Annotated in this window: 25 protein-coding genes and 1 pseudogene; 10 read left to right on the top strand and 16 right to left on the bottom strand. The window is 72.4% G+C overall.

Annotated elements, in window-relative coordinates:
* Positions 1–10 precede the first annotated feature (10 nt).
* Positions 11–1732, top strand: coding sequence for an acyl-CoA dehydrogenase (locus ACIO5D_RS37180; RefSeq protein WP_400800650.1), 1722 nt, complete (start codon positions 11–13; stop codon positions 1730–1732).
* Between the two features lie 1280 nt (positions 1733–3012).
* On the opposite strand, the gene ACIO5D_RS37175 is transcribed toward ACIO5D_RS37180, so the two are convergent.
* Positions 3013–3876 carry a MurR/RpiR family transcriptional regulator gene (locus tag ACIO5D_RS37175; protein WP_400762793.1) on the bottom strand — a complete coding sequence of 288 codons (864 nt, stop codon included), beginning with the start codon at positions 3874–3876 and terminating at the stop codon, positions 3013–3015.
* A 54-nt stretch (positions 3877–3930) separates the two neighbouring features.
* Between ACIO5D_RS37175 and ACIO5D_RS37170 the strand changes: the two genes are divergently transcribed.
* Positions 3931–4809: an EamA family transporter gene (locus ACIO5D_RS37170; RefSeq protein ID WP_400800647.1), complete on the top strand. Its 879-nt coding sequence runs from the start codon at positions 3931–3933 to the stop codon at positions 4807–4809.
* 136 nt (positions 4810–4945) lie between these two features.
* Here the strand turns inward: ACIO5D_RS37170 and ACIO5D_RS37165 are convergent, their stop codons facing one another.
* The 3 genes from ACIO5D_RS37165 to ACIO5D_RS37155 form a co-directional block, all read right to left on the bottom strand.
* Positions 4946–5710: a GNAT family N-acetyltransferase gene (locus ACIO5D_RS37165; RefSeq protein ID WP_400800644.1), complete on the bottom strand. Its 765-nt coding sequence runs from the start codon at positions 5708–5710 to the stop codon at positions 4946–4948.
* A gap of 131 nt (positions 5711–5841) precedes the next feature.
* A complete protein-coding gene (locus tag ACIO5D_RS37160; RefSeq protein ID WP_363614341.1) occupies positions 5842–6444 on the bottom strand; it encodes an HD domain-containing protein in 603 nt (200 codons plus the stop codon).
* The gene (locus ACIO5D_RS37155) at positions 6441–7613 is read right to left on the bottom strand and encodes a GlxA family transcriptional regulator (protein ID WP_400800641.1); all 1173 of its coding nucleotides are present in this window, start codon (positions 7611–7613) and stop codon (positions 6441–6443) included. Before ACIO5D_RS37155 ends, ACIO5D_RS37160 begins: the two co-directional genes overlap by 4 nt.
* A gap of 125 nt (positions 7614–7738) precedes the next feature.
* Here ACIO5D_RS37155 and ACIO5D_RS37150 point away from each other — a divergent pair, with 125 nt between their 5' ends.
* From ACIO5D_RS37150 to ACIO5D_RS37135, 4 genes are all read left to right on the top strand, one after another.
* Positions 7739–8707 carry an alpha/beta fold hydrolase gene (locus tag ACIO5D_RS37150; protein ID WP_400800638.1) on the top strand — a complete coding sequence of 323 codons (969 nt, stop codon included), beginning with the start codon at positions 7739–7741 and terminating at the stop codon, positions 8705–8707.
* Positions 8708–8748: 41 nt separating this feature from the next.
* Complete coding sequence (locus ACIO5D_RS37145; RefSeq protein WP_400660065.1) at positions 8749–9054, top strand: hypothetical protein; 306 nt, start codon at positions 8749–8751, stop codon at positions 9052–9054.
* A gap of 402 nt (positions 9055–9456) precedes the next feature.
* Positions 9457–10593 (top strand): epoxide hydrolase family protein, encoded by a 1137-nt coding sequence (locus tag ACIO5D_RS37140; protein ID WP_400800636.1) that lies wholly within the window; start codon positions 9457–9459, stop codon positions 10591–10593.
* A gap of 50 nt (positions 10594–10643) precedes the next feature.
* Entirely contained in the window at positions 10644–11123 is a 480-nt protein-coding gene (locus ACIO5D_RS37135; protein ID WP_400660070.1) for a hypothetical protein, read from the top strand.
* Between the two features lie 58 nt (positions 11124–11181).
* Here ACIO5D_RS37135 and ACIO5D_RS37130 read toward each other — a convergent pair whose 3' ends face one another.
* The 5 genes from ACIO5D_RS37130 to ACIO5D_RS37110 all read right to left on the bottom strand — a co-directional run bounded on the left by ACIO5D_RS37130 (position 11182) and on the right by ACIO5D_RS37110 (position 16040).
* A complete protein-coding gene (locus ACIO5D_RS37130) occupies positions 11182–11802 on the bottom strand; it encodes a hypothetical protein (RefSeq protein ID WP_400660073.1) in 621 nt (206 codons plus the stop codon).
* Between the two features lie 104 nt (positions 11803–11906).
* Positions 11907–13004, bottom strand: coding sequence for a WD40/YVTN/BNR-like repeat-containing protein (locus tag ACIO5D_RS37125; RefSeq protein WP_400800634.1), 1098 nt, complete (start codon positions 13002–13004; stop codon positions 11907–11909).
* A 188-nt stretch (positions 13005–13192) separates the two neighbouring features.
* A complete protein-coding gene (locus tag ACIO5D_RS37120; protein ID WP_400660078.1) occupies positions 13193–14635 on the bottom strand; it encodes a dihydrolipoyl dehydrogenase family protein in 1443 nt (480 codons plus the stop codon).
* Positions 14632–15087: an OsmC family protein gene (locus ACIO5D_RS37115; RefSeq protein ID WP_400800631.1), complete on the bottom strand. Its 456-nt coding sequence runs from the start codon at positions 15085–15087 to the stop codon at positions 14632–14634. The genes ACIO5D_RS37120 and ACIO5D_RS37115 overlap by 4 nt, the downstream gene beginning before the upstream one ends.
* A gap of 176 nt (positions 15088–15263) precedes the next feature.
* Complete coding sequence (locus ACIO5D_RS37110) at positions 15264–16040, bottom strand: alpha/beta fold hydrolase (RefSeq protein ID WP_400800629.1); 777 nt, start codon at positions 16038–16040, stop codon at positions 15264–15266.
* A 298-nt stretch (positions 16041–16338) separates the two neighbouring features.
* Between ACIO5D_RS37110 and ACIO5D_RS37105 the strand changes: the two genes are divergently transcribed.
* Entirely contained in the window at positions 16339–17325 is a 987-nt protein-coding gene (locus ACIO5D_RS37105) for a YafY family protein (RefSeq protein WP_363614361.1), read from the top strand.
* A 151-nt stretch (positions 17326–17476) separates the two neighbouring features.
* Here ACIO5D_RS37105 and ACIO5D_RS37100 read toward each other — a convergent pair whose 3' ends face one another.
* Both ACIO5D_RS37100 and ACIO5D_RS37095 read right to left on the bottom strand, forming a co-directional pair.
* Positions 17477–17863 carry a thioredoxin domain-containing protein gene (locus ACIO5D_RS37100; protein ID WP_363614363.1) on the bottom strand — a complete coding sequence of 129 codons (387 nt, stop codon included), beginning with the start codon at positions 17861–17863 and terminating at the stop codon, positions 17477–17479.
* Between the two features lie 495 nt (positions 17864–18358).
* A complete protein-coding gene (locus ACIO5D_RS37095; RefSeq protein ID WP_400660090.1) occupies positions 18359–18856 on the bottom strand; it encodes an ArsR/SmtB family transcription factor in 498 nt (165 codons plus the stop codon).
* A 73-nt stretch (positions 18857–18929) separates the two neighbouring features.
* Here ACIO5D_RS37095 and ACIO5D_RS37090 point away from each other — a divergent pair, with 73 nt between their 5' ends.
* Positions 18930–20249: an MFS transporter gene (locus tag ACIO5D_RS37090; protein ID WP_400660093.1), complete on the top strand. Its 1320-nt coding sequence runs from the start codon at positions 18930–18932 to the stop codon at positions 20247–20249.
* Between the two features lie 581 nt (positions 20250–20830).
* Here ACIO5D_RS37090 and ACIO5D_RS37085 read toward each other — a convergent pair.
* From ACIO5D_RS37085 to ACIO5D_RS37075, 3 genes are read right to left on the bottom strand one after another with little or no spacing between them, the layout of a single operon-like run.
* Positions 20831–21034, bottom strand: a complete 204-nt coding sequence (locus ACIO5D_RS37085; protein ID WP_400660096.1) for a hypothetical protein — start codon at positions 21032–21034, stop codon at positions 20831–20833.
* 6 nt (positions 21035–21040) lie between these two features.
* Positions 21041–21589 (bottom strand): DUF1990 family protein, encoded by a 549-nt coding sequence (locus ACIO5D_RS37080; protein ID WP_400800626.1) that lies wholly within the window; start codon positions 21587–21589, stop codon positions 21041–21043.
* A complete protein-coding gene (locus ACIO5D_RS37075; protein WP_400660101.1) occupies positions 21589–22467 on the bottom strand; it encodes a YndJ family protein in 879 nt (292 codons plus the stop codon). Before ACIO5D_RS37075 ends, ACIO5D_RS37080 begins: the two co-directional genes overlap by 1 nt.
* 158 nt (positions 22468–22625) lie before the next feature.
* Here ACIO5D_RS37075 and ACIO5D_RS37070 point away from each other — a divergent pair, with 158 nt between their 5' ends.
* Complete coding sequence (locus tag ACIO5D_RS37070) at positions 22626–22895, top strand: DUF1876 domain-containing protein (RefSeq protein ID WP_363614369.1); 270 nt, start codon at positions 22626–22628, stop codon at positions 22893–22895.
* Positions 22892–23095, top strand: coding sequence for a hypothetical protein (locus tag ACIO5D_RS37065; protein ID WP_363614371.1), 204 nt, complete (start codon positions 22892–22894; stop codon positions 23093–23095). The genes ACIO5D_RS37070 and ACIO5D_RS37065 overlap by 4 nt, the downstream gene beginning before the upstream one ends.
* 100 nt (positions 23096–23195) lie before the next feature.
* Here ACIO5D_RS37065 and ACIO5D_RS37060 read toward each other — a convergent pair whose 3' ends face one another.
* Entirely contained in the window at positions 23196–23636 is a 441-nt protein-coding gene (locus ACIO5D_RS37060) for a PPOX class F420-dependent oxidoreductase (protein ID WP_363614373.1), read from the bottom strand.
* 183 nt (positions 23637–23819) lie between these two features.
* Positions 23820–24154: pseudogene (locus ACIO5D_RS37055) on the bottom strand (ubiquinol-cytochrome c reductase cytochrome b subunit); the annotation flags it as partial.

Genomic DNA, 24154 nt, shown 5'->3' with positions numbered 1-24154 from the left:
GAGCACCGCGATGACCCACACCTACGACCCCGACCTGGTCAAACTGATCGGCACCGCAACCCAGGCGTCCGGCGGCGTCCCCTACGAGGCACTGCTCCGGATCACCGCCGCGCTGCCCTCGAACACGCCGCTGCTCGCCGACCATGACCGTCTGCGCTCCTTGCTCGAACTGACTGCCATGGCCGACCCCGGACTGTTCCACGTGATGTTCCTGCACCACTGCATGACCATCGGGCCGGCCCTCGTCTGCGGAGCCACACCCGAGGACATCACCACATTGACGACGGCCCGCGCGGTCGGCGCGGCCCTGATAACGGAAATCGGCCGGGGGAGCAGCATCGCGCATACCCGGACCCGCGCCCGCTGGGAGCCGTCAACGCGGACATTCGTTCTGCACACCCCGGACGCGGCCGCCGCCAAGTTCCCTGTGAACGTCGCCCAGGACGGCGTGGAGCGACTCGCGGTGGTCAGTGCCCGCTTGGACATGGCAGGGACGGACCGCGGCACGTTCTTCTTCCTCGTCCCCCTCCGCGACGAAACCGGACGCTGCGGCGGCATCGCCATCCGCCCGCTGTCCCCGACAGCGCTTCTCCCGCTGGACTACGCAACTGTCCGATTCGACAACGTCCGGGTCCCCGACGAACGCTGGCTCGCCGACGGCGCGACCATCACAGCGGACGGCTCCTTCCACGATCCACTGGGCAGTGCCGACGAACGGACCCGCCGCAGCCTGACCGTGGGCAGATTCGCCTGGGGAGCGGTTACCGCAGGACTCGCGGCGGCCGCCCGTGCAGCAGTGGCGATCGCCCTGCCGCACGCGGCTCGGCGACAGACCGTCGACCGATGGCACATCAGGCGGCCCGCGCTCGACCATCTGCACCAGCAGCGGCTTCTGTTCGGTGCCGCGGCCAGAGCGAAGGCAGCCACTGCCCTGGCCCGGCAGGCCACCCACCCGAGCTGGCACATCCCGCCGGACAGCGGCAGCAGCGCTCCCGGAGCCACGCCCTCGGTCATACGCGGCCTCGGACTGGCGAAGGTCACCGTCGATCGGCTCTCGGACAGCGCCGTCGACCGCTGCCGCGAAACGGCAGGCGCACTCGGATTCTTCTCGGAGAACCGGCTGATCGACTATCAGGCCCTGACGATGGCCTTTCGGTCCGCCGGTGGCGACAACCGCCTCATCCTGCTCGACGCGGCCTGGTCGATGGTTCAGGGAGTGGAGTACGAGCCGCCCGCGGAAGAACCCGGCCCCGAGCTCTCCGACCTGGAGAACCCCCTCACCCTCACCCGTCTCTTCCGCAGACGCGAGGGTCGGCTGCACACTGAACTCGCCCAGCGGTTCGCGGTCGCGACTGCGGCAGGCCTCACACCGGACGAGGCATGGAACAACCTGTCCTCCCATGCCGAACAACTCGCCCTGGCCCACAGCACCCGAATGCTGTCCGAAGCACTGCGCACCTGCCCCGATGCCGGGGAACCTCTTGTGCAGGACCTGTACCAGCTTCTGCGACTCGAACACATCGCCGCCGACCTCGCCTGGTACCTCGTCGAAGGCTATCTGACACCGTCGCACGCCCGCGCCCTGCCCGAACTCATCGACCGCCTCTGCCGCAGGCTCCACGATCAAGCACCCCAGGTGGTCGACGTGATGTCCGTGCCGACCGAACTGATTCGCGCTCCGCTGGGAGACCCCGACTATGTGACCTCGATGGTCGGTGCCTGGACCTCCTAGCGGCCAACGAGTTCACGATGACCCTTCAGAGCGACTCGGGCGTGCGTCTGAAGGACGAGGAGAACCACTGCCGGGGGACCTTGTCGCCCCGTTGCTCGCAGACGAAGGCATCACCGAGGACACCGACCCGACCGACCTACCCACCCTCCAGGCCACCCTGGACCGCGCCGTCGCGGCCGCCCTGCTGCGCCAGGTCGTCGCCTCCATCGCCGCCGCCGAGACCGAGCGCGCCGCGACCGACGACCACCGACCCTCGCCCGTAAGGGCCGTGCCCACCGCTCGGTCCAGAAGCCGGGCCGGCCGAGCTCCACGCGCTCACCGCGATCGTCCGCGACCAGATCCGCATACGTGTCCACAGAAGGTCCTTTCGAAAACCGGGTGCACCACGGCCACCCGCGAACGATCTCCCGAGGACTATGGCTACGCCCCCGCTCCCCGCACATCGGTCATCTCACCGATACGCGTTCTCGCAGCCTCGGCGCCCGGGATCGTGTCGGACTTCGGGCGGGCGTGGAGCGAATCGCGGTTCGCCGTGGGTGACTCGGGCACAGAAGCAGGCGGTGACGGCGAGGCGCGCGGTCGTCGTCGACCGCCGTGCTTTCAACGGCACCGTCTCCTGCCGCCCGGCTGGCGCCCGAGCCGAAGAGTCCGTCGAGGCCGGCTGATGTCCTGTGACTGAAGGTCTGTTCTCGACGTTGGGTGAATGGGGTGCCGCCTGATGTTCTCGGAGCTTTACCATCGTGCGTGTCATAACGACGGTCAGGGGGCGTGATGAGGCGGGACTTTGTGGAGCGCATACGCGCGTGGAGCACACGGCGAAAGATCCTGAGCTATCTGATCGCGCAGTTCGTTCTTCTCGGCCTGATCATCGCGGCCGTCCGTGTCTGGGACATTGATGTCCCCCTTCTGGCTTACCTCGTGCCATGGCTCGGCGCAGTCGCAGGAGGGCTGTTCGGCATGTCCCTCGGATTGAAGAGACCAGCCCGGTAAGGCTCGGCCACGCCAGGTGCAGCCGGGCCACGCGCCAGGCGCCGTCAGGTTTGGGGCCAACCCCGCACGCGCGGGGAGCGGTCTTGGTGACCTGCGGGTTTACCTTGCCAGGTGGCCAGTTCTTGCTATTTCATCGAAACGGACATACCGCCCCATCTAGGTCCGCATGTCGCGCCCGCACCACCTGGCGGCGGAACTGCCGGGCAGCGTCAGCCTACTGGCGATCCGCGAGGCCGGTCCGGCTGAACGATTGTCCAACAGGTCCGCCCCCGAGCGACAACTACCGCCCGTCAATACGCGTGATCCGCCGTCACGTCCGCCGAGAGGTTCAGCGCGTGCTCGGCCGTCGGGCCCCGGAGGGCGAGCAGGGTGAGGGTGAGGGCGTCGATGGCGGTGAGGTGGGCGATGCGGCTGGCGGTGGTTTCGAGGCCGAAGACGAGGTCCTGGCCGCCGGCGACGAGGGTGTGGGTGGCGGCGTCGCTCAGGGGGGAGCGGGCGTAGCTGGTGAGGGCGATGACGTTCGCGCCGGCGGTGCGGGCGCGGCGGGCGGTGTCGACGACCGTTTGTGTCGCGCCGGTGTGGCTGATGGCCAGGCAGACTGCGGTGGGCGGGAGTTGTGCGGCGGCGAGTTGTGCGGTGAGGGGGTCGGCGGGGGCGTCGACGAGGATGCCGAGGGCGCGGAGGCGGTAGGCGGCGTCGAGGGCGACCGCGCCGGAGAGTCCGGCGCCGACGACCACGACGTGGCTCGCGGCGTCCAGCACCTGTGCCGCCTCCCGCAGGTCGTCCGCCGTGAGGGTGGTGGTCATGCCGTCGAGCGTTTCCCGGGCGGCGTGGATGGTGCTGGCGAGTGCGCGGGCGGCCGGGTCCTGGTCGTCGGACGGGGTGGGGGCCGGGTTCGGCGCCTGGCGGACGGCGGCGATCTTCAGCTCCTGGTAGCCCCGGAACCCGAGCCGCTGGCAGGCCCGGACCACGGACGACGGCGCGGTGCCGGCCAGTGCGGCGACGTCGCTGACGCTCAGGTGCACCAGGTCGACGCCCCGGTCGAGGACGACCTGGGCGACGCGTGCCTCGGTGCCGCGCAGGTCGCCGAGGTGGGCGCGGATGTGCGCGGCCAGCTGGGATTCCAGAACAGAAAATTCGGAACGTTCTTCCATGGATCTAGGGTAGCGTGGAATTCAGTTCCAAGCCCATTGGAGGTGAGTTTCGCCATGCCCGCACTCGCATCCGTGCTGCCGAGCGGTACGGCGGCCGTGCCCGTGGCCGTCCTGGCCGCGGCGGTCCTGCACGCCGTCTGGAACGGGCTGGCGCATCGGATCCCGGACAAGCTCGTCGGCTTCGCCCTGATCAACCTCACCTATGCCGCCTGCGCCGTCGTGCTGGTCGCGTTCAACCCGCTGCCGGCCGCCGCGGCCTGGCCCTACCTTCTCGCCTCCGTGGTGATGCAGGTGACGTCCCAGATACTTCTGCTCCGGGCCTACCAGCTGGGGGACTTCGGGCAGATGTACCCGATCGCCCGCGGGTCGGCGCCGCTGCTGGTGGCCCTGCTGTCCGCGACGGTGCTGGGCCAGGCTCTCGGTGGCGGGGAACTGCTCGGCGTGCTGGTGATCTCCTGCGGCCTGATCGGGCTTGCCCTCGCCAAGGGGATACCCGGGCGGGCGCAGCTGCCCGCTCTCGGGGCGGCCGCCGGTACCGGGGTGATGATCGCCGCTTACACCGTGCTGGACGGCAGCGGCGTACGGCACTCCGGTACCGTCGGCGGCTACATCGCCTGGCTCTTCCTGCTTCAGGGCCCGGCGTTGGCGCTGATCGCCTGGGCCCGGCGTGGTCGTTCCCTCGTCGAGGGGATCCGGCCGGTGGTGCCGGTGGGCATCGCCGGTGGCGTGCTCTCCCTGGCCGCCTACGGACTGGTGGTCTGGGCGCAGTCCCGAGGCAACCTGGCGACCATCGCCGCCCTGCGCGAGACGAGCATCGTCATAGCCGCGCTGCTGGCCACGGTGGTCTTCCGCGAACGCCTCGGGCGGCTGCGGATGGCGGCCAGCGCCACTGTCCTGGCCGGGATCGCCGTCCTGGAGTTCGCCCGTCCTTGAGAGACCATCAGAGTCCCTGAGAGTCACTGAGGTTCCTGAGGCGGGGGTTCCTGAGGCGTTCCGCCCACGAGGGAGGCCCGCCCGTCAGGAGGACCCGCCCGTGAAAGGCCACCAGTCCCAAGCCGGCGGTCGGCGGTCAGGGCACGATGACCGTGAGCGAGGTGTTGGTGAGCCGGAACCCCAGCTTCTCGTACAGCCGCTGCGCCTGGTTCCCCTCGCTCACGGCAAGGCCCACCTCGGTGAGTCCGCGGTCGGCCACGTCGGCCAGGACCAGGCGCAGCAGGTCGCCGCCGAGGCCGGGGTAGCCCAGGTCGGGGTGGCGGAAGACGCTGGCGATCCAGGGCAGGCCGTCGCGGTTGGTGAGGATGGCTCCGGCCACGACCTGGTCGGCGTCGTCGACCACCAGCCTGCTGCACGGCAGTACGGGGCCGATGTCCTTCCCGGCGAGCAGGGCCGCCAGCCGCTCGATCCTGGACTGGTCGTCGAGCTCGGGGGAGTGGTCGGGGTGGCCGGGGGCGAACGCGGCGCGTTTTGCCGGGAACAGCTCCTCGGCGTCGCGGTCGCACGGAACGGTGCGGAACCCGCTTCGCAGCGGGGTCTGTGCCCAGTCAGCGGAAGGAGGACAAGCGATCAGATCCAACTCCATGGTGTGAGCGTGCCGGAGGACGGTCGCGCCGCGGTGAAGCAGCTGCTCGCCGAGCCCGACGGGGCCGGAGACCACCCAGCCGGACATGTCCGACAGCACGAACTCGACGGGATCAACGGGGCCGACGGCCGCACCGGTGGCGTCGACGGCCGTACCAGTGGGGCCGGCGGCCGCAGCGGCGATGCCGTCGGCGTCCAGCACCTCCAATAGGTCGGCCCACGGCCGCCCCACCCGCTCGCCACGTAGATACCGCACGACCGGAAGGCCATCGATGCTTCGCCCGATCTCCCAGTCTTCTTCCGTTCCAGCCACGCAGCCCACCCGATCTCCGAGAACGTTTCTTGTCCGGCCATCGTCGGCCAGAGCCCGGCCCGGGGACAAGTGGGTTACTCGCCCGGTCCTCCGTCGAGCAGTTCAAGGAATCCGAAGTCGCGGACGAACGCCGCGGTGGCGCAGTTCGGCTTCCGGCGTGCCTCGGAGGCGAAGGCCTCGCGCAGGAACGCGGTGAGCCCCTGGCGGGGGTAGGCCTCCAGAACGGCGTCGACGGCGTCCGGCGGGATCTCCTCCAGGCGCAGGCCGAGGACGTCGGCGGCGGAGCCGAGGTGAATGCCGGCGACCTCGGGGCGCGGGTCGTCGCCGGTGGTCAGCTCCATGTGCAGGCGGACGGCGTCACCGACCAGTTCCGCCAACTCGGGGTCCGCGCCCTCCCGCAGCAGCGTCTCGCGGGCCACCAGGGCGCCGCGCTCCTCGAACGGCGTGACCTGGTCGTCCCAGTCCGGGGTGAGCCCGAGGTCGTGGAAGACGGCTCCGAGGTACAGGGCCTCGCGGTCCGGAGCGAGGCCGCGGCGGGCCAGGATCGCCTCGGCGAAGGCGTATGTGCGGTGGCAGTGCGCGACCAGTGCGTCCGGTGAGGCGGCGCGCAGCATGCGCTCGGCGGTTTCGACCAGGGCGGTGTCCGGCCGTGGGGCGAGAGACGGAAGGGAGGTCACGAAGTCTCCTCTGGAACGGAGGTGTCGAGCTCGTTGCGCGGGCTGCCGGTCGGTCTGTCGGCAGCCGGGGACGGGCGGCTGGACCGGTCGGGGGCGCAGAAGCGCTGTCGGTACGCATGAGGGGTGACGGAAGTGTGCTGTCGGAAGGTGCGGTGGAAGGTCTCGGTGGAGCCGAAGCCACAGCGGCCGGCGACGGCGGCGATGGTGAGGTCGCTCTCCTGGAGCAGCCTGCGCGCGGCCTCGACCCGCTGGGCCTCGACGTACGCGGCGGGGGTGCTGCCGGTCTCGCGGGTGAACACCCGGATGAACTGGCGGTCGCTCAGCCCGGCCCGCTCGGCCAGCACGGGCAGCGTCAGCCGTTGGTCGAGGTGGGCGTCGATCCAGGCGAGCAGCTCCGCGATGTCGGCCCGGGCGGTCCGTTGCCGCTCCAGTGGCGCGCTGAACTGGCTCTGCCCTCCGGGCCGTTGGAGGTACATCACCATCCACTGGGCGGTCGCCAGGGCGAGCCTGCGCCCGTGGTCGTCGGCAACGAGCGCGAGGGACATGTCGATTCCGGCGCTCACGCCGGCGCCGGTCCACACCGGGTCGGCGCGGACGTACACGGCGTCCGCGTCCACGGTGATGTCGGGGTACTGCGCGGCGAGCCGGTCGGCGGTGGCCCAGTGCGTGGTCGCCCGGCGCCCGGCGAGCAGACCGGCCTCCGCCAGGATGTGCGCGCCGGTGCAGACGGACGCCACGCGCCGTGTCCGAGGTGAGGTCTCCCGTACCCAGCGGACCACCTCGGGGTCCACCGCGGGCTCGAAGCCGTCCGGGCCCAGCTGCAGCGCCCCGGGGATGATCAGGGTGTCGATGCCGCTGCCGTCGATCTCGCCGAACGCCCGGTCCGCCGACAACCGCAGCCCGCCCGCGCACTCCACCTCGCCCCGGCGGGGGCCGACCAGCTCGACGGTGTAGCCACGCGCATGTCCGCGCCCGTACGTGCCCACGCTCGCGCCTGCGTCCGCGCCAGGGCCCGCCCCTGCCGCACCCCCCGCCGCCGCCCCCGTCCGCGCCGCCTCGCCGAGCAGCCGGGTGGCGGCGGAGAACACCTGGGCGGGTCCGGTGACGTCGAGCAGTTCCACCCCTTCGAACACGGTGATGGCGATGCGGCGGGTATGGCTGTGACTCATGAGCCTATGATCCGTACCCGCACCGACCGACGGCAACGACACAGTTGTGTCAGAAAACGACATCCGGGTTCCGGTGCCGCGAAATTCAGCGGCGCCGAGCGGCCGCGCCGACCATGCTGGAGATCATGAACGTGCACATCACTGCCGCCGACCGCCTCGGCGAGGAGCGCCTGCCCGACGGCCGCCTGCTGGCCTGGGCGGAGTGGGGTCCGGTGGACGGAACGCCCGTCCTCCATTCCCCCGGCGCGGCCACCACCCGGGCACTCGGCTTCGGCGCCGACGCAGTGGACGCGCTCGGCGTCCGCCTGATCAGCCTCGACCGGCCGGGACTCGGCTCCTCCACCCCCGCGCCCGGGCGGACCTTCGCCGATTTCGCGGCCGACATCCGCGCCTTCGCCGAGCGGCGCGGACTGGGCCGTCCAGCCATGCTCGGCAACTCCCAGGGCGCGCCGTTCGCCCTGGCCTGCGCCGCCGCGGGCACGGTCGGCGCGCTCGCCCTGGTCTCGGCGGCGGACGAGGTGGCGGCCCCGCACTTCGCCGCCCCGGGCCCGGCCGATGCCGCTGCGGTCACTAGCCGCGCCGCCGAACCGCCTCGCGCCGAACCGCCTCGCGCCGAGCCGCTTCCCGCGGACCCGTTCCCCGCCGACCCGTTCCCCGCCGAGCTGCGCCGACTGATCGACCTCGCCGTGGCCGACCCGCAGGCCGCCGAGGAACTGTTCGCCGGGTTCACCCCGCAGGCGATGTGGGACATGGTGATGGCGGGCAGCCCGGCCCCGGACCTGGCCGTCTACCGGTCACCCGCCTTCGCCGCCGCGTACCGCCGAGCCCTCGACACCGCCTTCGCCCAGGGCCCGGCCGGCTACGCCCGCGACACCGCCCTCGCCATGGGCCGCTGGGGCATCGACTTCTCCGCCGTCACCGTCCCGGTCGACGTCTGGTACGGCGAGCTGGACACCACCCACTCACCCGACCAGGGCGCCACCCTGTCGTCCCGCCTCCCGACGGCCACCCGCCACACCGTCCCCGGGGCCGGCGGCGCCCTGCTCTGGACGCACGCCGAGGAGATCCTCCGGACCCTGCTGGAGCGGATCTGAGGCTTGGGGTACATGGGGTGCCGTTCTGGCAATCTGAGCCGATGGACGGTCTCGCCGGTACCCAGTCACCAGTCCGCCGTCTGACCGACCCCGAGGAAGCCGTCGCGGAGCTGGAGCGCGTGGTGCCGGGTCTGACCGCCCTGCGCCTGCCGGGTCGCAAAGACGTCAACTGGTCCGCACTGGAGACGGAGCTCGGAACGGCCCTGCCGACCGACTACAAGCTCCTTTGCGAGCTCTATCCGCCCTTTGTGCTCAGCGATTTCCTCGGCTTCGGCGGGCCGGCGCCCGGCTTCGAGGGCACCTGGGTGCAGGGGGCGCGGGAAAGCCTGGAGATCATCACGGAGTGATGCGAGGAGGCCGACCTGGCCGTCCCGCTTCACCCGTATCCCGCTCCGGGCGGCTTGCTTCCCTGGGCCGGGTCGAACCAGGGGGACTTCTTCTCGTGGACCACCAGCCCGGCCGGCCCGCAGGAGTGGACGGTCACCGTCGCCTCAAGGAACTCCGCATGGTGGCACTACACCGGTGGGGCGGTTCAGTTTCTGGCTGATCTGATGAGCGGTGCCCTGGAGCCCTGGGCACTGCCCCGGATCCGTCCCGAGGTCGCCACCTGGTGAGGCGGGCCGGCCTCGCCCGGCACCCGGCACCCGGCACCCGGCACCCGGCGCCCGGCACCCGGGGAAGACCTGACCGGCCCGGGCCGGCCCGTATGGCGGTCACCGGCCGACCTACATGATCCCTACGGTGGCCGCATGCACATCACCCCCTTCCGGATCGACGTCCCGCAGGCCGAGCTCGACGAGCTGCGTCTGCGCCTCGCCCGTACCCGCTGGCCGGACGAACTGCCCGGCGTGGGCTGGGACTACGGCGTCGCGCTGCCGTATCTGAGGGAACTCGCCGGGTACTGGGCGGACGGTTACGACTGGCGGGTGCACGAGGCCAGGCTCAACGCGTTCCCACAGTTCACCACCGGCATCGACGGCCAGAACGTGCACTTCCTGCACGTCCGTTCGCCGGAGCCGGAGGCGACGCCGCTGATCATCACGCACGGCTGGCCGAGCACCGTGCACGACTTCGCCGGCATCATCGGCCCGCTCACGGACCCCCGGGCGCACGGCGGGGATCCGGCGGACGCCTTCCACGTCGTGGCGCCGTCGCTCCCCGGCTTCGCCTACTCCGGGCCGACCGGGGAGACCGGCTGGGGCACCCGGCGGATCGCCCGCGCCTGGGCGGAGCTGATGAGCCGCCTCGGCTACGACCGCTACGGTGCCCAGGGCGGCGACTTCGGCGCCATCGTCTCGCCCGAACTCGCCCGCCTCGCGCCGGAGAACGTCCTCGGCGTCCACCTCAACGGGCCGCCCAACGCCTCGTCTCCGGTGGACCCGGCCGAACTCGACCTGCTCACCGACGACGAGCGCGAGCAGGCGCGGCGTAACCAGCGGTGGTGGTACGCCCACTCCGGCTACGCCACCCAGATGGGCACCCGCCCGCAGACCGTGGCCTACGCGCTGAACGACTCACCTGTCGGCCAACTGGCCTGGAACCTCGAATGGTTCGTCGACCACGACCCGACCGCGACCCGACAGCCGCTGCCCGCCCGCGACGCCGTGCTGACCAATGTGACCGCCTTCTGGGTCACCGGCACCGCAGGCTCCGCCGCCCGTCTCTACCGGGAGATCGCCGCCGACGGCTGGGGCCGGTCGGCACCGTCCGGCGTGCCGACCGGGGTGGCGACGTTTCTCGGTGACCGGGCCGTCCGGGGCCTGGCGGAGCTGTCGAACACCATCACTCACTGGTCCGCGTACGACACCGGCGGCCACTTCGCTTCCCTCCAGGCTCCGGACCTGCTCGTCGCCGACATCCGGACGTTCTTCCGCACCCTGCGCTGACCAGGGCAGGGCACGGCCCGATTGTCAGAGGGGCTTCATAGCTTCGTGCCATGAGCGTCCCTTCCGTGATCCCGGTCAAGTGCGAGCCCGACTACCGGACCAGTACCATCGGCCACTGCCTGGGCGGGCAGTTCTTCGGTTCGGTCACGGCCGCCTTCCCCGAAGGGTGGTCCGGCAAGGACTGGCCGGAGAACAAGCGCTGGTTCGCCGTGCTGCACCGGTTCGACGAGGCCGGGCAGCACCTGGGCTCCCGGATACGGTGCACGGGCACGACGGCGGACGGCGAGCGGCAGGTGATCGACGTCGCTTGCGAGCTGCTGGACCAGTGGCTGGACGAACTGCCGGATCGCACGTACGGCGACATCGCGATCGCGCCCTTCGCCGTGCACGAGGAGGGGTGCCTCTTCGGCCTGGTCGTGGAACAGCACGGCGCGGGCGACAGCGAGGGCGAAGCCGAGGGCGACTGGGCGGAGCTCTACCCGGACGGCCTCGGCTTCCACGCCCCGTGGGACGGCGAGTACGACACCTGAGCCGCTTGCGGCGCCCGGCTGTTGAGCGTATTCGAGCCCACTGGAACGGTGCTCCCGCTCAGATCGCGTGATGTCGCCGCTTCTGCGGCGACATCAGCCCGGCGACCACGTGCCGGGCAGCCGTACGGCCGTCCGGGCGGGGCACCGGCACCCGCGGGCCTGCCAGGTCCCGGCCAGTGAGGGACTTGGCGCCGACAGCGGTCCAGTCGACGCGGCTCACCACGGCGACGTGGCCTTCCACGTGGGCTTCTTCGTCCTCCCAGTCGTCGGGAGGCGCCATCAGGACGCGAAGGTCCCGGTCGTTCAGCCATTCCAGCCCGAGGACCTGCCGGCCGAAGTCGTGCTCGATCAGCGACAGCACGGTGCCGGTCTCCAGGTGGACGAGAAGGAGCTCCCCCTCGAAGTGGTAGCCACCGTCGTACTCGCCGGACCCCACAGCGAGCAGGGAAAGGGACGGGTGGAAAGCCATCGCGTGCACAGGGAAGTCGGAGCGCAGGAGCCAGCGGCGGCGAGCGCGGTCGGTGACGCTGAAGACGCCGATCGTCTTCGCTTCGTCGTACTCGTGCGCGCCCGCCACCGCAAGCAGGCCACGCCGCTTGTCGGCGACGGCCAGGACGGGGTCGCCGATCTCGGAGAAAGGATGGTCACCGCTGTCGCGGTCTACGGAGAACTGGGCCACACCGAGGATCCTCGCAAGGACCCGCGAGAAGTGGGAAGCGCGTTCTGCCCACCCGGGCCTGACACCCCGGATCGACCTCCGTCACCACCGCGGCTCCGCCGTCCTCAGCCCGCGACCACCGCGGCCCGTACGCAGAGCACGTCCGGCAGGTGGGAGACGAGCAGCGACCAGTTCTCGCCCTCGTCGTGGCTGCCGTAGACATCGCCGGTGCGGTTGCCGAAGTAGATGCCGGCCGGTTCGGCGTCGTCGGTGCGCAGGGCGTCGCGCAGGACGATGCCGTAGTGGTCCTCGCCGGGCAGGCCGTTGGCGAGGGACTGCCAGCTGCCGCCGCCGTCCTCGGTGCGGAAGACGCGGCAGCGGCGGCCGGGCGGGATCCGGTCGTCGGCGCCGCCGAGCGGGAACAGGTACGCGGTGTCGGCGCGGCGCGGGTGGGCGGCGACGGCGAAGCCGAAGTTGGCGGGCAGGCCGTCGGCGATGAACCGCCAGTTCGCACCCGCGTCGTCGCTGCGGTAGACGCCGCCGTGGTTCTGCAGGTAGAGGCGGTCGGGGTTGACGGCGTCCCGGGCGATCTTGTGCACGCACTGGCCGAACTCGGGGTACTGGCTCTCCTCGGGGAAGAACTCGGCGCGCAGGCCGGTGTTCGACGGCTGCCAGCTGTCGCCGCCGTCCTTGCTGCGGTAGACGCCCCCGCTGGAGACGGCGACCAGCAGCCGTTCGGGGTCGCGCGGGTCGGTGAGGACGGTGTGCAGGCCCTGACCGCCGTAGCCGGCGCCCCACTGGGCCCGCTGCGGGTGGGACCAGAGCGATTCGACCAGTTCGAAGCTCTCACCGCCGTCCTCGGAGCGGAACAGCGCGGCGGGTTCGGTGCCCGCGTAGACCACGCCGGGTGCCTCGGCGCCGGCCGGCTGGAGCTGCCAGACCCGGGTGAGCGAGGCGCCGGTGTGCTCGGGGAAGCGGATCGCGGGCTTCGGCGGCTCGAACCAGCTCGTGCCGAGGTCGTCCGAGCGCCAGACCGACGGGCCCCAGTGGCTGCTGTCGGCACCGACCAGCAGTCTGACCCGGCCGTCGCGGCGGTCGACGGAAACGGAGTAGATCGCGTTCATTCGGAAGTGCGGCCCGCTGAACTCCCAGTTCAGCCGGTCGCGGCTGCGGCCGAGAAAGAGGCCTTTCTCGGTTCCGACGGCCAACAGGACCTCGGTCATTCCACACACCACCTGGTCGGCGAAACGGCCCCCACCGGGACACCCCCTTATCGGCCAGTGTCCCGCCGGAGATCCTCGGCCACATCTCGCCATGCCGTCGGGAGGACCGCGCCCTCCCGACCGCCCCACCGACGCGGCCCGGCCGCAGGCCCCGGCCCGACCGGAGTCGTGCCGGGGCGGCCCGCGCCTCAGCCCCGGCAGTCCTCCAGCAGCCGCAGCCACACCTCGCTGATCGTCGGGTACGCGGGCACCGCGTGCCAGAGCCGGTCGATCGGCACCTCGCCGACCACCGCGACCGTCGCCGAGTGCAGCAGCTCGGCGACCCCGGGGCCGACGAAGGAGGCACCGACCAGCACCTCCCGGTCGAGGTCGAAGAGGACCCTGGCCTTGCCCCGGTAGTCGTCGCCGTACAGCGAGGCGCCGGCGACCGCGCCGAGGTCGTGGTCGACCGTCTTGACCCGCAGGCCCGCCTGCTCGGCGGCGGCCAGCGTCAGGCCGACGGACGCGACCTCCGGATGGGTGAAGACGACCTGTGGCGCCCCGGCGCTGTCGGCCGAAGCGGCGTGCGCGCCCCAACGCGAGGTGTCCAGTGCACGCCCTTCGACGCGGGCCACGATCGCCGCGCCCGCGATGCGCGCCTGGTACTTGCCCTGATGGGTGAGCAGCGCACGGTGGTTGACGTCCCCGACCGCGTACAGCCAGTCGTCGGCGACGCCGAGCACGGTGCAGCTGTCGTCCACGTCCAGCCAGCTGCCGGGCTTCAGCCCGACCTGCTCCAGCCCGACATCGGCGGTGCGCGGTGCGCGGCCGGTGGCGTACAGGACCTCGTCGGCGGTCAGTCGCTCGCCGTCACCGAGGACCAGCGTGACGGGCCCGGGGCCCTCCGCGCGCTCCAGCGAGGCGACCTCCGTCCCGAACCGGACGTCCACTCCGGCCGCCCGCAGACCCTCCGCCACCAGCTCGCCGGCGAAGGGCTCCATCCGGGGCAGCAGGCCGCCGCCGCGCACCAGCAGCACGACCTCGGAGCCGAGCGCCCGCCAGGCGGTGGCCATCTCCACCCCGACCACCCCGCCGCCGACCACCGCCAGCCGGGCCGGCACGGTGGGCGAGGCGGTCGCCTCCCGGTTGGTCCACGGCCGGGCCTCGTGCAGCCCGGGAACGTTCTGCGGCAGCACCGGCCGGCTGCCGGTACAGATCGCGACGGCGTGCCGGGCGGTGAGCAGCCGCTCGCTGCCGTCGTCCGCCTCGACGGTGACGGCCCGCTCGCCGGCCAGCCGGCCGTGGCCGCGTGCCAGCTCGATGCCGTTGTCGCGGAGCCACCGCACCTGGCCGTCGTCCTGCCAGTGCGAGGTGAAGGAGTCGCGCCTGGCCAGCACGGCCGCCGCGTCCAGCGCGCGGGGACCGACGGCCTCCCGCGAACCGGCCACCGCACGGGCCTCGGCCAGCGCGGCCACCGGGCGCAGCAGCGCCTTGCTCGGCATACAGGCCCAGTACGAGCACTCGCCGCCGACCAGCTCGCTCTCCACGATCACCGTGCGGAGCCCGGCGGCGGCGGTCCGACCGGCCACGTTCTCACCGGGGGGGCCCGCGCCCACCACGATGACGTCGTACTCCTCGGGTGTGGTCGTCATGCGCGGTCCTCCGTGGTCTCGATGGCCACCCCGGCCCGCAGGGCGAGGGTGACGGGTGTGCGCTCGCAGATGTCGAGCAGTCGGGCGCGCTGGGCGTCGTCGAGTGCGCCGGTGAACGCGACCCGGCGCGAGACCCGGCCGGTGCGCCCGTCCGTCTCGTATCCGAGCCTGACCCGGACGGCCTCCAACGGCCACTCCTTGCGCTCCGCGTACATCCGCAGGGTGATCGCGGTGCAGGAGCCGAGTGAGGCGAGCAGCAGCGCGAACGGCTCCGGCCCGCTGTCCGAACCGCCTCGGCGCACCGGTTCGTCGGCGGTCAGCAGGTGCGTGCCCGCCTTCACCTCCACGTGGTACGGGGCATCGGCGCTGCCGCCGGTCACCACGGCGGTGGTGACCCGCCGGAACTCCGGCACGGCCTCGGGGACGGCCGTACTGGTCGGGATCTGGTTCATCGCGGGCTCACCCTCACTCCCGGCCGGCTCGACTCTCGATGGCCGGTGACCGGTGACCGGTCGGCGCCGTGCCGGGTGCCGACGCCGTGCCCATCCTGCGATGCCGGGGGCGGTCCGCGCAGGCGAACACGCGGACGAACGCAGGGCCCCGCACACCGACCGGCGCGTCGGCCCGCTCAGCTCACCGTGGGCCCCGTCGGCCCCGCCGGCCCCGCCACCTCCGCGAGCTCCGCCAGCACCGCGGCCGTGTCCGCCGGGCGGGAGAACATCGGCCAGTGCCCGGTCGGCAGTTCACGCAGCTCCCACTCGGGTCCGCCGAGCGCGGTGAAGTACGGGTGGCCGGAGGCGATCATGGAGCGGACCTGCTCCAGCGGGAAGGAGCAGGAGACCAGGGCCTTCGGCAGCCGATCCCCTCCGCCGGTCAGTCGCAGCGGCTCGGTGAACGCGCCGGCGGGTTCGTCGGTGGCCCGTTCGCGAATGCGGGCGAGGGTGGCCTCGTCCAGACCGGTGAGACTCGAACCGGAGGCCGCCAACTCCGCCCAGGACGGCATCGGGTGGCGCCAGCCGTCGACGAGGGACGCCTCGGCGCGGGCCCGGTGGTCGGGCTGCCAGACGTCGCCCAGGGAGGCGCCGTCGAGCAGCGGGCCGCTGTCGAGGTAGACGACGCGCCGGATGCGCTCGGGCAACCGGTCGGCCGCGCCGGTGACCGGGGCACCCCCGCCGCTGTGTCCGACCAGCACCACATCCCACAGATCCTCGCGGGTCAACAGGCCGGTCAGATCGGCGATATGGGTCTCCAGCCCGACCTCGGGCCCGCCCTCGCCGACGCGCTCGGCGACGCCGGTGAGGCTCACCGGGTGGACGGTGTGCCCGGCCGCGCGCAGCGGCTCGGCCACCGCGTCCCATGCCCAGGCGCCGAGCCAGAAGCCGGGGACCAGTACGAATGTGCTCATCGGGGATCGCTCCTTCTCAGGACGGCTCTTCGCGGTCCGCCCCGGGGCCGCTCGCCGCGAACCACTCGCCGCGAACCACTCGCCACGAACCCGCTCGCGCGCACCGTGCCGGGACTGCTCGCCGCGGACCGCTCACCGCAGGACTGCTGTCGTCCATGACTCTAGGATCGAATCCGGACAGGACCCGCCCGGATAAGCCTCGCTCACTTCTGATCACCTCTGATCGAATCCGGTCAACCGGGACGGCCCCGCCCGACCCCGCCCGACCCCGACGACCCGAACGGAGAACGGTGAGCCGATGGATCATCCGGTCAGCCGCGTCCTCGCCCTGCTGGAGCTGCTTCAGGCCCGACCCGGGCTGACCGGCGCCGAGCTGGCCGAGCGGCTGGCGGTGGACGAACGCACCGTCCGCCGCTACGCAGCCCGGCTGGTGGACCTCGGCATCCCGGTACGGGCCGACCGCGGCCGCTACGGCGGCTACCGGCTGCTGCCCGGCTACCGCCTGCCGCCGCTGATGCTGACCGGGGACGAAGCGGCCTCGGTGGTCCTCGGGCTGCTGGCCGGGCGAAGCTCCGGGCTCTCGGTGGGGGAGCAGGCCGCCGAGACGGCGCTCGCCAAGATCCGGCGGGTGCTGCCGGCGCAGCTGCGCGAGCGGGTCGCGGCGGTGGAGCAGACGCTGGGGCTGACCTCGGCGCCCGCCGCCGGTCCCAGCCCGGCCGCCGCGGCCCTGTTCACGCTGGCCGAGGCGGCCCGGCGGCGGCGCCGGGTCGCGCTGGCGTACCGGGACCGTACGGGCGAGCCGAGCGAGCGCGAGTTCGACCCGTACGGCCTGGTCTTTCACTCGGGGCGCTGGTACACCACCGGCCTCGACCACCGCAGCGGCGAACTGCGCACCTTCCGGCTGGACCGGATCGAGGCCGCCGAGCCGCGTGAGGCCGGCTTCGAGGCGCCGGAGGGCTTCGACCCGGTCCAGCGGGTGGTGGAGTCGCTGGCCTCGGTGCCGTGGACGCACGAGGTGGAGGTGGTCCTCACGACCACCCTCGCCGAGGCCCGGCACCGCATCCCGCCCGCCGCCGGGACGCTCACCCCGACCGGGGGCGGGCGGGTCCTGCTGCGCGCCCGGGCCCAGAACCTCGACGGCGTGGCGGTGATGCTGGCCGGCCTCGGCTGGCCGTTCACCGTCCGCCGTCCGGATGCGCTGCGCGCGGAGGTACGGGCCCTCGCCGCCCGGCTGACGGCCTGGAGCGAGGAGTGCGGACCGAGAAATGAGACCGAGGACCGATGAGTGAACCCTGAGGGTCCGCCCGTCCCGGCCCGGGACCTGCCGGGGCGACGCCCACGGTTGCCCCGTTCCGGCACCTCGCACCGCACCGCCTCACCGCACGAGCCGGTGGGCCCGGGGAACTGCCCGCCCCGGGGCCACCGTCGCGGGACCGTCAGACCGGGTGGCCGTCCTGCTCCGCCGCCACCTTGCGCTTCACCTCGGCCATGTCCAGCTTGCGGGCCTGGCCGATCAGGTCCTCGAAGACAGCCTCCGGCAGCGCGCCCGCCTGCGAGAAGACGAGGACGCCCTCGCGGATGATCGCCAGCGTCGGGATCGACTGGATGCCGAAGGCGGAGGCCAGCTCCTGCTGCGCCTCGGTGTCCACCTTCGCGAAGACCAAGTCGGGGTGGCGGTCCGCCGCCTTCTCGTACACCGGGGCGAACTGCCGGCACGGGCCGCACCAGCCGGCCCAGAAGTCGATGAAGACGAAGTCCTTGCCATCCTGGCCGGGGACGATCTCGTCGAAGTTCTCCTTGGTCAGCTCGACCGTGCTGCTCATGTCGTGATTCCTGCCCTTCCGAGGCGGCGGTTCAGGCCATGTGCCCGCGACAACCGCAGCGGCCCGCCCGCTATTCCAGGGCATCCCGCCGACTCGTCGAGTGTTCGGCGGCCCCGCCCGTCATGGAGGGCGTTCCACATCCGCGCGCATCCACCGCGAAGCACACCACGCCCGGAAACCGCCGCGCCGGGCGTCCGGCCGCGCCGGTGGTTGCGGGTCCCGCCGTCACGGCCGTGGCGGTCACCACCGGTTCCACCCCCGCGGTGTTCGCCGTCGCCCAGCAGTTCAGCGCCACCGATCCGACCACCGCCACCGATCCGACCACCGGTGCCGGGGCGGCCATCGGCGTGGACGGCCGGTCCTGGGGTGGCCAAGTCGGTCTCGAACTCTCTTCTGTCCAGGGCTCGTTGACCTTCGGCCCGATCGCCTTCCCGTGTACCGGCGAACGCCGGACCGTTACCACCCGGAGCGTCCCCGCCACCGGTGGTCGGATCGTCAGGGCCGGTTCGGGTCGGGGTGCACCACCATGAAGAGCGACCAGGCGGGCGCGGCCGGGTCGTCCGGGCGAGCGGCGAACTCCTCGAGCAGGGCGTGGAGCCGGGTCTGGAACTCCTCCATCTCCGCCGGCGGCAGGCGCAGCCCGAGCCGGGTGCTGTCGACCTCGGCCGCGGGGGCCAGGGCCAGCTCCTCCAGGAACGCGTCGAGCATCGACCGGTCCTGCGCGGCCGCATCGAGCTGCCAGGACTTCCGCGTCGCCAGATAGGGAATCTCCCGTGCGCCACGCGCGCCGCGTTGCTCCTCCTGGGCCTCCAGAAAACCGGTGCGCACCAGTGTCCTGGTGTGATGCAGCACGCTGGCGGGATCGCGGCCGAGGATCGCCGCGATCTCCTTGTTGGTGTGCGCCTCGCCGAGGCAAATCCGCAGGATGCGCAGGCGGAGTGCGGAGGCGAGCGCCTTCGCCTCCGCGTCGCTCGCCGGCCGGCGTTCGGTCATGGTCGGCAGTCTACTGAAGGGCCGGGAGGATGAGTGATTGACAAAACCCAATCGCTCTTCCATGGTGGCCCCCATGACTGCTCCCGAGCCCTCGCCCGACCGACCGGCCGACTGCGGCGGACTGTGGCGGCACGCCGACTTCCGCCGGCTGTGGGCCGGTGAGACGGTCAGTCAGTTCGGGACAACGGTGAGCCAGTTGGCCCTTCCTCTCGTCGCCATCCTGGTGCTGCATGCCAGCACCTGGCAGGTCGGGGTGCTGACGGCGTGCGAGACCGCGGCGTTCGTGGCAGTGGGCTTGCCGGCCGGCGCGTGGGTGGAGCGGATGCGCTTCCGTCGGGTGCTGATCGTCAACGACCTTGTTCGGGCCGCCCTGTTGGTCTGGGTCCCGATGGCTCAGCTCCTCGGTGTGCTGACGATCGAACAGTTGTACGTGGTCGCGCTCGTCACCGGGGTGAGCACGGTCTTCTTCGACGTGGCCTACCAGTCTTACCTGCCCCAGCTGATCGACCGGGAGCTGCTGGTCGAGGGCAACGCGAAGCTCCAGGCCAGCGAGTCGGTCAGCCAGATCGCGGGTCCGAGCCTCGGCGGCGCACTGATCCAGGCGCTCACCGCGCCCTACGCGGTGATCGTCGACGCGGTGAGCTTCCTGTGGTCGGCCGCGTGGGTGACGCGGATCGAGGTCCGGCCGCCGCGCCCCGAGCGCAGCCCCGACCCCAACCTGCTTCGGGAGATCCGCGACGGTCTGCGGTTCGTGCTCGGCAACCGGATACTCCGCGCCATCGCCATGTGCACCAGCTCGGCCAACCTCTTCGGTACGGTGATCTCCACCGTCTTCTACGTGCTGCTCGCCCGCCAACTGCGGCTCTCGCCGGGCGTCATCGGCCTGCTCACCTCGACCGCGGCGGTGGGTGGCCTGATTGGCGCACTGGTGGCCGGACGGTTCGCGGCGAAGGTCGGCCAGGGCCCGGCCATCTGGATCGCGAGCGCGGTCGCCGGACCCTGCGCGCTGGTCACCCCGTTCGTGCAGCGCGACTGGACGGTGGGGCTGCTTGCGGTCGCGCAGATCGCGATGTGGATGGGCATCGTGGTCTACAACATCAACCAGGTCAGCTTCCGGCAGGCGCTGTGCCCGCCCGGGCTGCTCGGCCGGATGAACGCGACGATGCGCTTCCTGGTCTGGGGCGCGATGCCCTTCGGGGCGCTGCTCGGCGGTCTGCTCGGCTCGACGATCGGCGTCCGCGGCACGCTGCTGGCCGGGGCGGTCGGCCGGTCGCTCACCTTCCTGCCCGTTTTCCTGTCGCCGCTGCGCCGGATGCGCGAACTGCCGTCCTACGCCGAGCCGGCGGCGGAGGGGAACCCCGCTGCCGGCCCGTTGGTACCGAGCGAGCCCTGAGAATGAGGCGAGTACATGCTCGGCACAATCAGCAGCCCAGAGCACACATGACCGGTGGTCGTCCTTGCAGGGGCCCCATGCCTGCTCGATCGCCGGGCGGTTTTTGGGTGGAGGGGGACCAGGCCGAATCCGGACGGCGAGCATTCGGCCCATCCTGCCCGGTCGCCGTGCCGGGTGGTGCGGCAGACTCCCGCCGGCAGGAGCCGCTTCTCTGATCGGCTTGTCTGCATGCCCGTTGCCGCCGCAGGCCCGATCGTCCCGACCGCATCCGAGCGCCACCGGCCGAAGAAGGCGGCCTGGGGTCATGGGACTCCCCACCAGGCCCGGATGAGCGCGCAGGTCGTGCTGCACGCCGCGCGCGGACGCTCCGACGCGCGCACCGCCCACGAGACCGGCCCGCACGTGGACACCGTGCGCGGGTGGCGGGGCCGCCCGCGTCCTGGACCTGTACGCCCGCACCTGGCAGGGCGAACCGCTCGGCCACGACGAGTACCTGATCAGCGCCGACGAGAAGACGTCCATCCAGGCCCGCTGCCGGTGCCACCCCACCCTCACCCCCGGAAAGGCCAGAGTGATGCCGGTCAACCCACACCTACGGCCGCGGCGGCGCCCTGACCTGTCTCGCCGCCCAGGACGTTCACCGGGCCAGGGTGTTCGGTCGCGCCGAGCCGCGCACCGGCATCGGCCAGTTCATGAACCTCGTCGCGCAGGTCATGAGCCAGGAACCCTACGCCAGCGCCAAGTACGGAGCTGACCACTTGGCCGCCGTCGTGGGACTTGAACATGCCGGCTCATTGCTCCGGTTCCGGGCGGTGCCCGGCCGCCGCCGAGGCGATCCGGGTCAGGACGCGGCCGCAGCGGCGGGCGAACAGGCGCTGGCCGAGCGGCAGCAGGGGGCCGGCGAGGCGGGCGAACCAGCGGTCGGGGCGGCTGAAGGCGGTGACGGTGAACCAGACGGCCTTGTCCGGGCCCATCTCGACCCGGAACGTCTCCTCGCCGCAGGCGAGATGGCCGTGGCGGGTGCCGTAGGTGAAGCCGTAGCGGTCGGGGCCGTCGTCACTGCGGACCACCCGGCAGGGGGCGCCGGCCCGTAGCGGGCCGAGGCCGATGGCGCACTCGACGGCGACTCCGGCGGCGGCCCGGTCGGCCTCGGCGGTGACCAGGACGCCGGCCGCGCGGTGCATCCGCCAGCCGAGCAGCGCGTCACCGGCGGCGTCCAGCGCGGCGCGGCCGTGGCCGATCAGGACGCGGTGGCGCAGGTGGTTGTAGCCGGCGGGCAGCGGCCGGTCGACGGCACTGCTGGCCCCGACCTGGGGGTAGTTGAGGTCGCTGGTGTTCATCACACGGTTTCCTTGGTGAGCGGGTCGAAGCGGCCGAGCCGACCGGGGTGACCGGGGTGACCGACGCGGCGCCAGGCGAGCAGGGAGCAGAGCGCGAAGCCGAGCGCGTTGCCGACCCCGTGGGTGGCGGCCATCCAGCCCAGGGTGGGGTGCGGGAGCCCGGACGCCTCGCCGAGTGCCCACCAGAGGGCGAGCAGCATGGTGGCGACGAGCACGGCGGAGGAGACGGCGAGCAGGGCGGCGGTGGTCCGGTCGGCGGCGCGGGTGCGCAGGTCGCGCCAGGTGAGCAGGCCGGTCAGCCACATCCCGGCGGTGAGCACCAGGGCGCCGGCGAACTCGGCCCAGTCGTCGACGAAGTAGCCGGCCAGCACCAGCAGGGTGCCGAGCGGGACGCTGAGCGCGGCGCAGCGGGCGGCGGCGCTCGCGGGTGCGGCCCGGCAGACCAGTCCGGCGACGAGGGCGGCGGTGAAGCCGGCGTAGTGGAAGTGCGGCACCGTCAGCGCCAGGATGTCGAGGTCGAAGCCGAGCAGTCGGTACCCCGACCGTTCGGCGACCAGTGCGAGCCCGGCCACCGAGGGGGTGGTGAGCGCGGTGAGCACGGCGGTCTCGCGTGGTGCGAGGGAGCGGGTGCGGGCCAGCCGCAGCGGCGCGTGGGCGGCGAGGGCGAGGGTGCCGAGCGCGTACAGGAGGGCGCTGCCGGTCGCGAGGCCGCCGCGCGGCAGCCAGAGCGAGAGTGCGCCGGGGACGGCGGCCAGCGGCCAGTACCGGCGGACGCGGGCGAGCCCGGGTTCGTCGATCAGGGTGAGGCCGAGCGGGATCACGGCGCCCATGCCGAGCAGGACGAGAAGGTCGACCAGTTCCGCCGTGCCCCGGCCCATCGCTGCCACCCCGCTATCTTGAACGCGTTCAAACTCTACTGGCGGTGACTCTACGCTCATCGATTGAACGCGTTCAAGTCGCCCCCGGATCGCGCTGCCCTGGTGTTCACGCTGGGTACGGCGCACTCTGGAGGAGTAACCGTTGGAGGTGATCCGCCATGCAGACTCTCGTCGGTTGGCACATCGAGATGGAGTTTCGCGAGGAGGGGGCGAGGACGTCCGCCGCCGCCCTGCTACGGCTCGGGGACGGCACGGAAGTGCGCGCCCACGGCTACACCAGCCGCCACCCGTCCGACCCGGAACAGCTGAGAGTCGGCGAGGAGATCGCGGCCGCCCGGGCGCTCAACGACCTCGCCTCGCAGCTCCTCACCAAGGCGCACGGCGAGATCCAGGAGGTCAGCCCGGTCCCGACCCACCCGCTGACGTGACGACACCGGGCCGCGACGGCGGGCCCGTCGCCCGGGAACCGCGCAAGCCGGGCATCCCGTTGATCTGCCCGCGGTGCGGCCACGAGCAGCAGGTCGTCCCCGGCGGGCCCGGCCGGGTGGTCAGGGTGGTGCACGTCGGCACCGGACGGGAGGCGTGCGAACCCGGCGACCTCGCCACGGCCCCGGAGGACGGGGACTGACGCGAAAGGCCGGGTCCGCGACGACCGGGTCCGCGACGGGGACACCCCCGCCGCACCCCGGTCCGCCGCACCCCGGACGGGCCTCCCGGTTCGGGCCGCCTCAGTTCGGACAGTACGTCGTCGGCAGCTGCCACTCCGGCCCGATCAGCCGCTGCTCCAGCTCGTTGAGCGTGATCCGGATGCCGACCGTCCCGGCCAGGCCGAGCCGGAAGCGGCTGCGGGCCAGGGCGATCAGCGCCGTCATGCCGTACTTGTTGATCAGCGAGGTGCGGTAGCGCGCGGTGGCGTCCTCGTCGCAGACCGCCGCGCGGGCGGGGAGCTGCCGGCCGGTCGGACGCCCATGGGCATCGCACGGGCCGACGAGCACCTTGGGGTGGCGGCGGATGCGCTCGGCCTCGCCGGAGTGGGCGGGGGTCCAGATGCCGAGCGCCGGGCCGTCGGCGACCACCCAGATCTGCGAGCGGAGCTTGCTGCCGTCCTCGCCGAAGGTGGTGAGCAGGAGGTATCTGCTGTCGGCGAGTTGGTCGGTACGGTCGTGCACGATGTCCTCCCTTGTCCAGGTCGGGCAGGCCGGTGTCCGTGGTGCGGTGTCCACCCGGTGCTCGTGGCGCGGTGCTTGTTGTGCGGTGCTCGTCGTGCGGCGCGGTGCCTACGGTGTGGTGCTTGCGGTACGGCGCGGTGCGGGCCCCGTCGCCCCGCGCCGCAGGGCCGGCGGCAGCGCCCGTCAGTGCCCGTGGCCCTGGCCGTCGGTGATCTCGCGGTACTCCTCGGCGGTGGGCTTGGCGATCCTGGCGCCCTCGCCGTACAGCCCACGGGACAGCCTCGCACGGGTGCGGGTGAGCGCCCCCGCCGGGTGGGCGACTCCATTCTCGTCCACGGCGGCCGGGAGTTCGAGGGGTCGGGGCTGCTCGTGCGAGGTGAGCCGGTGCAGTTCGGCCGCCGTGAGCGGGGCGTGCACCTCGGTGAACTCGCCGTGCGGCAGGCGCTTGATGACGCCGGTCTCGCGGCCGTGCAGCACCTTCTCCTTGTCCCGGCGCTGGAGGCCGAGGCACCAGCGCT

The organism is Kitasatospora sp. NPDC087315 (assembly GCF_044744345.1).
Taxonomy (GTDB): domain Bacteria; phylum Actinomycetota; class Actinomycetes; order Streptomycetales; family Streptomycetaceae; genus Kitasatospora.
Note: the sequence above shows the minus strand (reverse complement) of the source record. Positions and strands in the feature narration are given on the sequence as shown.